This window comes from Hamadaea tsunoensis DSM 44101 (genome assembly GCF_000428945.1).
Classification (GTDB): domain Bacteria; phylum Actinomycetota; class Actinomycetes; order Mycobacteriales; family Micromonosporaceae; genus Hamadaea; species Hamadaea tsunoensis.
In genome coordinates, this window is sequence record NZ_AUAX01000027.1 from 102,837 (window position 1) to 115,376 (window position 12,540).

The following is a 12,540-nucleotide window of genomic DNA, read 5'->3' on the forward strand; positions in this document are numbered from 1 at the left end:
CCCCAGCTTAAGATCACAATCGGTCCGGCAGGCCGGACGTGATGTAACGTGCCCGACGTCCGGATTTACAGAGTGTCACCATGACCCCGCACCATCGAACGAGGTCATGTCGGGTGTGTAACCGAGTGTGACGCGCGCGGCGGTCAGATCGAGGGTGCGCTCGACGGCCAGGTGGCCCGCGGCGTACCGGGTGAGGCGGGGGCGGCGGGAGACCGTCTCGGCGAGCGCCGCCAGGGGCCACGCGAGGCGCAGCGGAAGGTAGACCGGGCGCGCCGCGATCCCCCGCGCCGCCAGGATCGCCCGCAGCGCGTCGTCGAGCACGACCGGCTCGGCGTCCGTCACGTTGAACACTCCCGTGGACACCGGCCCCGCCACGCTCAGGAGGATCGCGCGTACCAGGTTGGCGACGGAGGTCAGGCTGATCAGCTGGCGGCCCGTGCCGACCGCGGGCAGCCAGGGTCCGCGTACCGCCGCCAGGACGCGTGGGAGCAGCGTCGGGTCGCCCGGGCCGTAGATCGCGTGCGGCCGCAGGATGATCCCCCGTCCGCTCACGGCCCGCTCCGCCTCGGCCTTGCTGCGCCCGTACGCGTTGACGTACCGCTCCACCGGCGCCTGGTCCTCGGTCGCGCGTACCGTCGGGCGGAGCGGGTCGTAGACGCTGGCCGTGCTGACGTGCACGAACCGGGCCGCCGGGAAGGTCTGGAGCACGTTGACCGTGCCGGCCGCGTTGACCGCGAAGAACTCCGCGGCCGGTCCCCAGTCGGAGACGGTTCCGGCGCAGTGCACGACCGCGTCCACGTCCGGCGGGTCGGCGAGCGGTCCGGCGGCGATGTCCCAGCGCCGGTAGCGCGGCAGGTCGTCCGGCGGTGCGGGAAGGGCGCGGCGGCCGAAGGCGTACACGGTGTGGGACCGGGCCGCCAGCTCCCGGACGACCGCCCCGCCGACGAACCCCGTGGCTCCCGTGACGGCGACCCTCATCGGCGGACCAGCTCCCGCAGGGCGGCCCGGTCCAGCTTGTGCGTACGCCCGCCGCGCGGCAGATCCGCCAGCGCGACGATCCGGTCGGGCAGGGCGTCGTGGTCGATCACGTGCGGCAGCCGCGCGCGGAGTCGTTCGACCACGGTGGACGGATCGGCGGCGGCCGCCGGATCGACGACGACGCAGAGGACCACTTCCTCGTCCCCGTGCCCCGGATCCGCCAGGCCGACGAAGGCCGCCTCGCGGACGCCGGGAAGCGCGCCGACCGCCGGCTCGTACAGCCCCGGGTAGAGGTTGAACTTGCCCCGGATGATCATGTCCTTCTTCCGGCCGAGCAGGACGATCCCGTCCGGGTCCAGCCGGGCCAGGTCACCCGTGGGCAGCTCGTTGTGGGGCGGCAGGCCCAGGTATCCGGTGCACAGATTGGGCCCCGACAGCAGCAGTTCGCCGTCGCCGGCCAGGCGGGCGGCGACGCCCGGCAGCGGCGCGCCGACGAAGTCCCCGTCGTGCGCCAGCTTCTCCGCGGCCGACACGACCGCCACCGGCAGGATCTCGGTCATCCCGTAGATGCTGAGCACCTCGGCCCCGGGCGCGGCCGCCGCGGCGCGCCGCAGCAACTGCGCCGGTGCCGGCGCCGACCCCGTCAGCACGTACCGCAGGCTCGCCGGGAGCGGCCCGGCGGCCAGCATCTCGGCCAGGCGTACGGGAATGGCGAACAGGTGCGTGGCGTCGGCCGGTACGCCGCCCGGACCGGGCAGGACCCACTGCGCACCACCGGCCAGCGCGGGCAGCCCGAGCATCAGCTGATCGGTGTAGACGGCGTCGCCGGGCCCGAGCCGTACGCGTGACCCGAGCACGGTACGCGCCGCGCCGAGCGAGCCGCCCGAATGCACCACGGCGCGGGGAGCCGAGGTCGTGCCCGAGGTGAAGATGACGGCCGCGGGGGCGTCCGGGTCGCCCGTCACGTCGGCGGAAGGCGCCGGGCCGGAGAGCATCGCGTCGAACGACAGTGCGCCGCGCGGCACCCCGGGCAGCCACCGTCCGGTGTAGACATGCCGCTCGACGTCCAGCGCGGACAGGTCGGGAAGGAGCAGGCCGCCCCGGCGCGCGTACCACCGGATCGGCGCGAGCCTGGAGCCCGCGTAGAGGATGCTCTCCGCGGCGCTGAAGCGGGGGCGCGCGAGGCGCAGGCGGGCCGCGAACATCTCGGGGCCGGCGCCCGGGTCGGCGAAGACCACGACGCCGCCGGCCGCGACGATCGCGAGCGCGAGCACCAGGGACCGCGCGGAGGGGCGGACGGAGAAGAGCACGCCGTCGCCGGGCCGCAGGCCCTGGGTGATCAGGCCGTGCCGCACGGCGAGCACCTGCCGCCGCAGCTCCCCGAAGGACATTCCCGCGAAGGCCGGAGCGGCGGGGTTCTGCGACAGGACATCCGCGACCAGGGTCACGTGCGCACCACCAGACGTCGATACGTGGGGATGAGGACGCCGCGCGCGGCGGACCGCTCGACCACCCGCAGGCCCGGCGCGGCGAGCAGGGCCGACGCGACCGCCCGGATCTCGGCGTGGGCGAGCGGGAACCCGATGCAGAAGTGCGGTCCGGCACCGAACCACAGCCGCTTCAGCTCGGGCGGCTGCGGCCGGTCCGGATCGAACGGCCCGTACGCCCGGCAGCAGTTGATCGTCGCGATGAGCACCCGGTCGCCCGGCCGGACGCGCACCTCGCCGATCGCCGCCGCGGCGTGGACGCTGCGCAGCATGACCGGCGTGGGGACGGTCGCCCGCATCGCCTCGTCGATCGCCGGGTCGAGCAGCCGCTCGTCGGCGGCGACGTCGGCCAGGCGCCCGTGGTCGTGCAGGAGGGCGATCAGGCGTGGCACGAGCGTCGCGACGGTCTCGGTGCCGGTGAGGAAGAAGGCCGCCGCCGCGCCGCGGGCCTCCGCCTCGGACAGTCCGAGGCCGCGCATCCGGCCGAGCACGGTCGTCTCGTCCCCCGCCCGGTACGCGGCCGCGGCGGTCTCGCCGATCGGGCCGAGCACGGACTGGGCGACGGCCTTCTGCCGGTCGGAGAGCGTACGCGTGCGCAGCGTGACCATGCCGACGATGCGCTCGCCCGCCTCGAACAGGTGCCGGTGGTCGTCCCGGGTTCCGCCGGACAGGCCGATGACCTCGCCGATGACCGTCGCGGCCAGGACCCGCATCTCGTCGACGAGGTCGACCCCCTCCGGCAACCGCGCGACCAGGTCGCGGAGCGGTTCGGCGAGCACGCGTACGCACAGCCGGGCGGTGTAGTCCGGGGTGAACAGCTCCTGCAGGCGGCGGCGCAGCGCCCGGTGGGCCTCGCCTTCCATGTTGAGCAGCACGGACGGGCCGAGGATCGGGGTCCACAGGTCGCCGGAGGAGCCCGGGCCGTCCTTGCGGAACGTCTCGCCGTCCATGAGCACCCGGCGGGCCAGCGCGGCGTCGCTGACGACCACGCCGAGGCCGGGCACCCGCACGACCGGCCGGCGGCCGAGGGCGCGGACGAACGGGTAGGCGAGCGGGTGGGCGGCCAGGTTCAGCCGGGTCTCCCAGTTCGGCGTCTTCTCCCTCGCCGGCGTCTTCGCTCTCGCCGGCTTCGTCTCCCTCGCCGGCGTCTTCGCTCTCGCCGGCGTCATCGGATGTCCACGATCGAGGGACGGTTGCGGTGGTCGGCGTACCAGGCGAGGGTGCCGGCCAGGCCGTAGGCGCGCAGCCGCCGCACGGATCCGTGCACGACGACGTCCCGCCGCAGGCCGTAGTCCTTCGTGATCCGGCGGACCCGGTTGACCAGCTCGCGGTCCTCGTGCACGTCCTCGATCCGCGTACGCGGGAACCCGCCGGCCGCCTCGTACAGCTCGGCCGTGAAGGCGACGTTGCAGCCGGGCATCATGACGTACGGCCCGAGGTACGCGGCGTCCCGATTGCCCGGCCGGAAGCGCCCGAACGCGGCGGCGGCGCCGACGACCGAGGGCAGCAGCCGGCGTTCCCACCAGCGCAGCCGGAACTCGTCGGTACGCGGCCGCAGCGGGCCGCTCACCATCCGCAGCCCGCCGCCGCCTGGGCCGTCCAGCGCCCGCCGCACCGCCGCAGTCCATTGTGGAGCGGGCAGGCAGTCGGCGTCCGTACGCGCGATCAGCTCGGCACCGTGCTCGATGGCGTACCGGACGCCGGTGTCGGCCGCCGCGCCGGTGCCCTTCTCGGGCTCGCGGACCACCCTCAGATCGAGGCGGCGGGCCGCCCCGCGGGCCGCCGCGACCGTCCGGTCGGTGCTCGCGTTGTCGACGAGGACGACCGTGAACTCCTTGTCCCGCTGGCGTTCCAGGGCCGCCATCGTCGAGCCGACCAGCGTCTGCTCGTTGTACGCCGGAATCACCACCCACAGCCGGGACCCCATCACAGCTCCGCCAATCCGAGCCCGAGACTCACCCCGCCGGCGAGGCCGATGAGGGCGATCTTGTCACCGGGCCGGCAGCGCCCCTCCTCCAGGGCGTACGCCAGCTGCAGGGCGAGCGTCACGCTGGCGAGGTTGCCGTGCTCGGGCAGGGTCACCACGAGCCGGTCCGCCGGGATGCCGAGCCCCCGGCGCAGCACCTCCAGGTAGGGCACCGCCACCTGGTGCACGCCGACGAAGGCGAAGTCCGTCCAGGACAGCCCGGTCTCGGCGAGCGCCGACTGGAACAGCCCGGGTCCCATGCGCAGGAAGACGTCGCGCAGCTTGCGGCCGTCCCCGCTGAAGTAGCTGTACTCGGGATCGCGGGGGTGCATCGTGCCGCCGGCCGGCAGCGTACCGATCTCCCACGCGGTCGAGTCGGCGGCGAAGCTCCAGTGGAAGAAGCCGGTGGCGGCCGCCTCGACGAGGACCGCCGCTCCCCCGTCGGACAGCGTGTACCCGGCGAACGCGTCGGCGAACTGGTCGCGGTCGCGTACGCGCCACCGGACGGCCCGGCTCGGCACCTCGCCCGAGCAGACCAGCACCCGCCGGGCCTGCCCGGTCCGGATCAGCGCGTCGGCCAGGTGCAGCCCGTTGAGCAGGCTGTTGCACGCGTTCTTCACGTCGAACACCGGACACGTCGCGCCGAGCTTGGCCGCGACGATGTGCGCGGTGGCCGGCTCGATCATGTCCTGCGAGGCCGATCCGAAGATCAGCAGGTCCAGGTCGGCGGGGCCGATCCCCCGGTTCGCCAGCAGCTTGCCCGCGGCCGCGACGGCCAGATCGGACGCCTGCTGCCCGGGCGCGGCCACGTGCCGGTTCCGGATTCCGGTCAGCCGCTCGACGATGCCGGCGTACGGGGTGAAGCCCTCGCTGGACCGCGCGATCCGAGCCTCCACATCGGCGCTCGGTACGCGCAGCGGCGGCAGGTACGCGGCCGCTCCGGTGATCTTGCCATGCATCTCGGTCACGTGTTCCAGCATCCGGCAAGGCCCGCGGGCCGGGCAGGGCGCGTCTACTCAGCGACACTGAGGCGGCATACTCAACCGGGAACGGGTCCGAGCGCGCAGGAGGTTCCGGGCATGGCACTGCTGCTGGGCAACGGCAAGGCGGGCCGGCAGGAGGCCAGGCTGCTGTGGACGGCCAACCCCGCCCTGTTCACCCTCCTCATGGGAGCCCGGCTGGCCGGTGCCGTGCGCCGCGTACCGAAGCTCGGGTGGGTGGTCACCGATCCCGTGGTGGCCCGCCGGATCCTCAACGACTCCGACCACTTCAGCATGCTGGGCGAGGGCGGCGTCGGCGATCTGTGGACCCAGCTGTTCGGGCCGGAGATGGGCGGGTTCTTCGCCGGGGCCCGGCACGGGGAACTGCGTACCGCCGCCCGCGACCTGTTCACCGAGGACAGCGCGCAGCGGCTGGTCGGCCGCGTGCAGGGGCCGCACCACGCCCGGCTGCGGGAACGGCTCGCGGGCGGCGAGGCCGTCGACGTCGCCGACCTCGCCCGGGTGGTCGCCGGGCGTACCGTCGGCGACCTGCTGGGACTCGACGTCCCCGACGACGCGGCGGCCCGGCGCCTGTTCGCGGCCGGGGAGAAGCTCGCGTCGCTGGCCCTCGGCACCGAGGCGTCCACCCGGCTGGCCCCGGAACGGGTCGAGGCCGCCCGGGCCCTGGTCGACGAGATCACCGTCGGGGCCCGGGAGGCGTACGCGACCGCCGGCGCCGACAAGGTCCTCGGCCGCTGCCGGGAGATGGGCCTGGGCTGGGAACTCGCCCGCGGGCTGACGACGTTGATGGCGATCGCGGGTACCGAGACGGGCGCGTCCTCGCTCGGCCGCACGGTCGCCCTGCTGCACAACACTGGTCAGCAGCATGCCCTGCTCGCCGACCCCGGCCTGCTCCCCGGCGCGGTACGCGAGGGCCTCCGCGTCAGCACGCCCGCCCCGGTCATCGGCCGGCACGTCGCCCAGGACGCCGACGTCGCCGGGCACACGCTGCGCGCCGGCGACCGGGTGATGATGCTGACCTACCTCGCCGACAACCTGGCCGGGCCGTTCGACATCCGGCGCGCGTACGTGCCGCAGACGCGGCAGCTGTGGTTCGGCGCGGGCCGCCACCTGTGCCTCGGCGCGGCCATCGCCCGCGTGCAGCTGGCCGAGCTGCTGGCGGGCATCACCGCGGCCGGGCGGCCGTTCCGGGTGGTGTCCCGCCAGGCGGCGCGGCGCGTCCTCGTCCCGGCGTACGCGAGCCTGACGATCCGGCTATCCGCGTAGCCGCTCCACCGCCGCCAGGAGCCCGGCGACCGCGGGACCGTTCGTGATCTGCCCGTTGAAGATCATCTTGACGGCGTCGGCGAGCGGGACCCGGCGTACCTCCAGGTCCTGCTCTTCGTCGTGGCGCTCGAAGGCGGGGACCTCGCGCAGCTCGGTGGCGAGGAAGAGCCGGATCATCTCGGACGAGCAGCCCGGCGTGGTGTGCAGGTCGACCAGGTGATCGAGGCGGCCGGCCGTCAGGTCGGCCTCCTCGGCGAGCTCGCGCAGCCCGGTGGCGGCGGCGTCCTCGCCGGTGACGTCCACGAGGCCGGCGGGCAGCTCCCACAGGTACGCGCGGACCGGATGGCGGTACTGCCGCACCAGCACCACGCGCCCCTCGTCGTCGATCGCGACGACCCCGACCGCGCCGATGTGGCGCATGTAGTCACGCGGCGCGGTGCCACCGCCGGGCATCTCCACCTCATCGGTGACTATGTCGAAGATTCGGCCGTGGAACCGCTCGGTCGTCGCCACCACGCGATACTCATGGGTCACGCGCAACAGGCTACGCGATCGGCGTCGCGGGTGGACGGCGCGCTTTCCCCGACACCGCACCGCTTCCCCCGATACGATCACCACATCGACATCACAGCAGCCACCGTGGAAGCGGCCGGCGCGACGCTGGGCGTCGAGGAGGAGTTCCACGTCCTTTCCGGCCCCGACGGTCGCCTGAGCCCCGGCTCCCGGCGGCTGCTGGCGCTGACAGAGGGCGAGGAGGCCGTCGAGCGCGAGTTCCAGGACTCGATGATCGAGACTGCCACGCCGGTCTGCCACGACCTGCCCGGCCTGCGTACCGCCCTGCTGGGCACGCGCCGGACCCTCGTCGAGGCGGCCGACAAGGCCGGTCTCTGGCTCGCGGCCTCCGGCACCGTGCCGGCCTCCGGCACGCCCATGGGCTCCACCTTCGCCGACGAGCGTTACCGCCGCATCTCGGACGAGTACCGCCGGCTCGCGGACGAGCAGCAGGTCTGCGCGTGCCAGGTGCAGGTCGGCGTACCCGACCGCGACCTCGCCGTGCAGGTCATCGCCCGTCTGCGCGGCTGGCTGCCCACCCTGCTCGCGCTGAGCGCCAGCTCGCCCTTCTTCCAGCAGACCGATTCCGGGTACGCGTCGTACCGCGCGATCGTCCTGTCCCGCTGGCCCACCAACGGCCCGCCGCCGATCCATCCGGACTACGCGAGCCACCTGCGCTCGGTCGAGACGCTGATCCGCGCGGGCGTGATCAGCGACCACGGCATGGTCTACTACGACGCCCGGCCGTCGTACAAGTACCCGACGATCGAGCTGCGGATCGCCGACGCCTGCCCCGAGCTCGACGACGTCCTGGTCGTGGCGGCCCTGTGCCGGGCCCTCGTGATCACCGGCGCGGCCGCCGAGTTCGCCGGGGAACGGCCGTCCTACGTGCCGGACGACCTGCTGCGCGGGGCGACCTGGCGGGCGGCCCGGTCCGGCCTGCGCGGCCAGCTCATCGACCCGTACGCCGCCGAACCCGTACGCGCACCGGTGCTGGTCGGCCGCCTGCTCGCCCACCTGCGCCCGGCACTGGAGTTCACCGGGGACTGGGAACTCGTCAGCGACGGGGTGGCGGCGATCCTGCGCCGGGGCACCTCGGCCGAGGACCAGCGCCGCATCCTCGGCAGCGGCGAAGGGCTCCCCGGCATCGCCCGCGCCCTGGTAGCCCGCACCCGAGCCGCCCTCTGACGCACAAAAGATCCCGTTTGGATCAGGGATTCGCACGTAATCTTGGTCCAAGATTCGGGTGATTTCCCTGATCCAAACGGGATCTTGGCAGCGTGGGGGTTACTCGTCGATGGGGAGGCGGTCTCCGGCCGCGTAGGACAGCGACGCCTTGACGAAGCCGGCGAAGAGCGGGTGCGGGCGCGTCGGGCGGCTCTTGAGCTCCGGGTGCGCCTGCGTCGCCACGAAGTACGGGTGGATCTCCCGGTCGAGCTCGACGAACTCGACGAGGCGGCCGTCCGGCGACGTGCCGGAGACGCGCAGCCCGGCCTCCTCCAGCTTGCCCCGGTACGCGTTGTTGACCTCGTACCGGTGGCGGTGGCGCTCGGAGACGCTGGTGACGCCGTAGACCTCGGCCACGATCGACCCGGGCTTGAGCTCCGCCGGGTACGCGCCGAGCCGCATCGTGCCGCCCATGTCCCCGAGGCCGGCGACGATGTCCTCCTGGTCGGCCATGGTGGAGATGATCGGCTCGGGGGCGCGCTCGTCGAATTCGAGCGAGTTGGCGTGGGCGAGGCCGGCCAGGTTGCGGGCGACCTCGATGGTCATGCACTGCAGGCCGAGGCACAGGCCGAGGGTCGGGATGCGGTTCTCGCGGGCGTGCCGGATCGCGCCGATCTTGCCTTCGATGCCGCGGACGCCGAAGCCGCCCGGGATCACGATGCCGTCGACGCCGTTGAGCGCCTTGGCCGCGCCCTCGGCGGTCTCGCAGTCGTCGCTGCCGACCCAGCGGAGCTTGATCTTGGCCCGGTGGGCGAAGCCGCCCGCCCGGATGGCCTCCGACACCGACAGGTACGCGTCCGGCAGGTCGATGTACTTGCCGACCAGGGCGATCGTCAGCTCCGCCTTCGGGCTGTGGACGCGCTCGAGCAGGTCGTCCCAGCGCGACCAGTCCACGTCGCGGAACGGCAGGCCGAGCCGGCGTACGACGTAGACGTCGAGGCCCTCGCGGTGCAGGACCTTGGGGATGTCGTAGATGCTGGGCGCGTCCGCGGCCGAGATGACGGCCTCGGCGTCGACGTCGCAGTAGAGCGCGAGCTTGCGCTTCATGCCGTCGGGGATCTCGCGGTCCGACCGGCAGACCAGCGCGTCGGGCTGGATGCCGATGTTGCGCAGGGCGGCGACCGAGTGCTGGGTCGGCTTGGTCTTCAGCTCGCCGGACGGGGCGAGGAACGGCACCAGCGAGACGTGCAGGTAGAACACGTTCTCCCGGCCGACGTCGTGGCGGATCTGGCGGATGGCCTCCAGGAACGGCAGGCTCTCGATGTCGCCGACGGTCCCGCCGACCTCGGTGATGACGACGTCGGGGCGGCGGCCCTCCTCGTCGGCGTCGGCCATCGCCCGGATGCGCATCTTGATCTCGTTGGTGATGTGCGGGATGACCTGGACGGTGTCGCCGAGGTACTCGCCGCGCCGCTCCTTGGCGATGACCGCCGAGTAGATCTGGCCGGTCGTGACGTTCGCCTTGCCCGACAGGTCCCGGTCGAGGAAGCGCTCGTAGTGCCCGACGTCGAGGTCGGTCTCGGCGCCGTCGTCGGTGACGAACACCTCGCCGTGCTGGAACGGGTTCATCGTCCCGGGGTCGACGTTGAGGTAGGGGTCCAGCTTCTGCATGACGACGCGCAGTCCCCGCGCGGTGAGCAGATTGCCGAGGCTGGAGGCGGTGAGGCCCTTGCCGAGCGAGGAGGCGACACCCCCGGTGACGAAGATGTGCCGAGTCGGAGTGGTCCTGGCCGAAGGGCTCACTGCATTGCTCCCGTGGTTAGTTGAAGGTTCACCTCGGTGTGCTGAGCTGTTTGCGCAGGCAGTCTTGCCCAGGAAAAATCAGCCGCACGATCCACGGGATTTGAGCCTAACATGACTTGGCCCGGGTGCCGGTGAGGCGCGAGCCACATCACCAAGATCAGCCTCAGCTGAGCAGGACGTCCGCTTCCTGGTCCTGCGCGACCGTCCGCTCGTCGGCGTGTCCGCGTACGCGCAGGGCGCCGAGGGCCAGCAACGGGACCACGGTCGCGGCGGCGGCCCCGGCGACGTTCAGGGCGGCCCCGCCGACCAGTCCGGCCAGGATCGTCGCGACGGCGATGCCGGTGACCGCCGCGCGTACGGCCGGGTAGACGCCGAACAGCCGCTTCAGGCCGCCCCAGGGGCGCAGCAGCACCGACCAGACGAAGATCGCCGCACCGATGGCGAGCAGGGTCAGCGGCGTACCGACGAAGGCCGTCACGTTGGACTCGCTGAGCCGGTGCACGGTCAGCCCCGTGGAGCCGTGCAGCAGCTGGGTGATGAACCGGCCCAGGCTGCCCCGGTCGGCCTCGGGGCGGTGCAGGTCGATCGCGGCGAACACGCCGGTCACCAGGACGCCCGCGAGGGTGGCGTACACCAGCCGCGTGATGGTCAGCCAGCCGCCGGTGCAGATCGCCGCGGCCACGCAGACCCCGGCCGTCAATGCGATCGCGCCGCCCGCGTCCGCACCGAGGTACGGGTCGCCGACGAAGACGACCGCCAGGCCCCCGAGACTGCCCACGACCCACGGCCGGTGCCGGCGCGGCGCGATCTGCGCGAGGCAGCCCGCCGCCAGCAGCACGCCGGAGATGAACACGCCCAGGCCCACCACGCCGAGGCCGGAGTACCGGCCGCCTTCCAGCGCCGAGTAGCCGGCAACCCCGTTGAGCTGCAACTTCGCGCCCGTCGCCAGGTCGACGCCGACCGCCACCGCGGCCAGCGCGGCCACCATGCCGGCCGGGCCGAGCGTACGCCGGAACGGCGGCAGCAGCCGGACGACCACGGTCGCGAGGACGATCCCGGCCAGCGTGAGGCCCCAGAACACCCAGCCCGGATGGCCCGACTTCCACCACGGGACGAGCCCGGCGGCGAGGGCGGCCGGGATCGCGACGGCCGCCGCGACGAGGGTGAGCTCGGCCCAGCTGTTCCACCGGGGGATGCCGCGGACGAACCGGGTCGGCAGGCCCGCCTTCGTGTACGAGCGGCGCAGCAGGAAGCCGACCGCGACGAAGGCGGCGAGCTGGACGGCCATCAGGACGCCGAAGAACCAGCCCGCGACGCCCTTCTGCACCCTGGCCTGCAGGTCGGCCCCGGCCGGTACGCCGATCGCCGCGTTCAGGTCCGTCGGCCGTCCCTGGGCGGGCAGGGCGGCCGTGCCCCGGAACAGCTTGCCCGGCGCGGGCCGGCCGAGGACGTGCAGGATCGTGGGCGCGAGGTCGATGAGCTGGATGTAGCCGTTGCGGCCGGTGCCGGCCGAGGTGAGCCAGCCGCCGGCCCAGCCGGGGCCGTCGACGATGGCGACGTGCAGGCTCTGGTCGGTGGCGGCGGTGTCCGAGACGCCCGCGACGATCACCGTGGAGTTCGGCGGCCGAGCCGCGAGGACCTTGGCCAGCAGCGCGTCGGCCTGGGCGGCCTGGGCGCGCCGGTCGGCCGGCAGCTGGGCGTCGACCGTGCCGAGGTCGGCGACCGACAGCACGCACGACCCGAACAGGGCCGCCAGCTGTGCCGCGTCGTCCGGGACCGCCGGCTCGTACCGGTCCACCCGGCCGTACGGGCGCACGGTCGCGACCGCCGCGCCGGGGCCGACGGCGACCGTGCAGCGTACGGCGTTGGGCAGCGCGCTCGGCACGGCTCCCCAGGAGTTCTTGCTGTTGTTGAAGATGATCAGCCGCTGCTCGTCGACCGGCAGGGACGCGCCGAGCCCGTCCTTGGTCCGGGTGACCTGCTCGTCGCCGCGCGGGCACGGCCCGGTCACCTTCGGCGGGTTCCCCGACAGCCCGCGGTACGCGTAATTGCCCGCCGACAGGGTCGTCCACCCGTCGCCGGGGCAGGTCGGGCTGACGGCGGAGCGTACCGAGAGGGAGCCGATCGAGCCCTGCTCCGCCAGGTGCCACAGGTTCGGCGTCGCGGCCGGGGAGAGGTCCTCCCAGCGCAGCCCGGGTACGCCGGCCACGATCACGTAGTCGGCCCGGGTGGACGGGGTCTCGGGCTCGCCGGCGTACGCGGGCGCGGGCAGTGCGAGCGCGGCGAGGAGGGCGAGGAGGGCGGCGAGGGGTCGCATCTG

Annotated in this window: 10 protein-coding genes; 2 read left to right on the forward strand and 8 right to left on the reverse strand. The window is 73.6% G+C overall.

All coding sequences use genetic code 11. The features are described from left to right. Nucleotides 1-75: 75 nt before the first annotated feature. The 5 genes from G401_RS0131550 to G401_RS0131570 are packed head-to-tail and all read right to left on the reverse strand — an operon-like array spanning nt 76 to nt 5,390. Nucleotides 76-978, reverse strand: a complete 903-nt coding sequence (locus G401_RS0131550; RefSeq protein ID WP_027345632.1) for an NAD-dependent epimerase/dehydratase family protein — start codon at nt 976-978, stop codon at nt 76-78. Next, entirely contained in the window at nt 975-2,426 is a 1,452-nt protein-coding gene (locus G401_RS49740; protein ID WP_034593713.1) for a class I adenylate-forming enzyme family protein, read from the reverse strand. Before G401_RS49740 ends, G401_RS0131550 begins: the two co-directional genes overlap by 4 nt. After that, complete coding sequence (locus tag G401_RS0131560; protein WP_157546622.1) at nt 2,423-3,634, reverse strand: cytochrome P450; 1,212 nt, start codon at nt 3,632-3,634, stop codon at nt 2,423-2,425. Before G401_RS0131560 ends, G401_RS49740 begins: the two co-directional genes overlap by 4 nt. Then, nucleotides 3,631-4,392: a glycosyltransferase gene (locus G401_RS0131565; protein WP_034593714.1), complete on the reverse strand. Its 762-nt coding sequence runs from the start codon at nt 4,390-4,392 to the stop codon at nt 3,631-3,633. The genes G401_RS0131560 and G401_RS0131565 overlap by 4 nt, the downstream gene beginning before the upstream one ends. Beyond that, nucleotides 4,392-5,390, reverse strand: a complete 999-nt coding sequence (locus tag G401_RS0131570; protein WP_027345635.1) for a 3-oxoacyl-ACP synthase III family protein — start codon at nt 5,388-5,390, stop codon at nt 4,392-4,394. The genes G401_RS0131565 and G401_RS0131570 overlap by 1 nt, the downstream gene beginning before the upstream one ends. Before the next feature lie 120 nt (nt 5,391-5,510). Between G401_RS0131570 and G401_RS0131575 the strand changes: the two genes are divergently transcribed. Next, nucleotides 5,511-6,698: a cytochrome P450 gene (locus G401_RS0131575; RefSeq protein WP_027345636.1), complete on the forward strand. Its 1,188-nt coding sequence runs from the start codon at nt 5,511-5,513 to the stop codon at nt 6,696-6,698. Here the strand turns inward: G401_RS0131575 and G401_RS49745 are convergent. Beyond that, nucleotides 6,687-7,241 carry an NUDIX domain-containing protein gene (locus tag G401_RS49745; protein ID WP_051367423.1) on the reverse strand — a complete coding sequence of 185 codons (555 nt, stop codon included), beginning with the start codon at nt 7,239-7,241 and terminating at the stop codon, nt 6,687-6,689. The genes G401_RS0131575 and G401_RS49745 overlap by 12 nt on opposite strands. Before the next feature lie 96 nt (nt 7,242-7,337). Here G401_RS49745 and G401_RS0131585 point away from each other — a divergent pair, with 96 nt between their 5' ends. Next, on the forward strand, nt 7,338-8,438 hold the full coding sequence (locus G401_RS0131585; RefSeq protein WP_027345637.1) for a carboxylate-amine ligase: 1,101 nt from the start codon (nt 7,338-7,340) through the stop codon (nt 8,436-8,438). Nucleotides 8,439-8,537: 99 nt separating this feature from the next. Here G401_RS0131585 and G401_RS0131590 read toward each other — a convergent pair whose 3' ends face one another. Next, on the reverse strand, nt 8,538-10,220 hold the full coding sequence (locus tag G401_RS0131590; protein WP_027345638.1) for a CTP synthase: 1,683 nt from the start codon (nt 10,218-10,220) through the stop codon (nt 8,538-8,540). 163 nt (nt 10,221-10,383) lie between these two features. Then, the gene (locus G401_RS49750; protein ID WP_051367415.1) at nt 10,384-12,537 is read right to left on the reverse strand and encodes a hypothetical protein; all 2,154 of its coding nucleotides are present in this window, start codon (nt 12,535-12,537) and stop codon (nt 10,384-10,386) included. Between the last annotated feature and the right edge of the window lie 3 nt (nt 12,538-12,540).

Coding starts and splice junctions, on each gene's coding strand:
- G401_RS0131575 (WP_027345636.1), top strand. CDS start 5,511: ATGGCACTGCTGCTGGGCAACGGCAAGGCGGGCCGGCAGGAGGCCAGG.
- G401_RS0131560 (WP_157546622.1), bottom strand. CDS start 3,634: ATGACGCCGGCGAGAGCGAAGACGCCGGCGAGGGAGACGAAGCCGGCG.
- G401_RS49750 (WP_051367415.1), bottom strand. CDS start 12,537: ATGCGACCCCTCGCCGCCCTCCTCGCCCTCCTCGCCGCGCTCGCACTG.
- G401_RS0131565 (WP_034593714.1), bottom strand. CDS start 4,392: ATGGGGTCCCGGCTGTGGGTGGTGATTCCGGCGTACAACGAGCAGACG.
- G401_RS0131570 (WP_027345635.1), bottom strand. CDS start 5,390: ATGCATGGCAAGATCACCGGAGCGGCCGCGTACCTGCCGCCGCTGCGC.
- G401_RS0131550 (WP_027345632.1), bottom strand. CDS start 978: ATGAGGGTCGCCGTCACGGGAGCCACGGGGTTCGTCGGCGGGGCGGTC.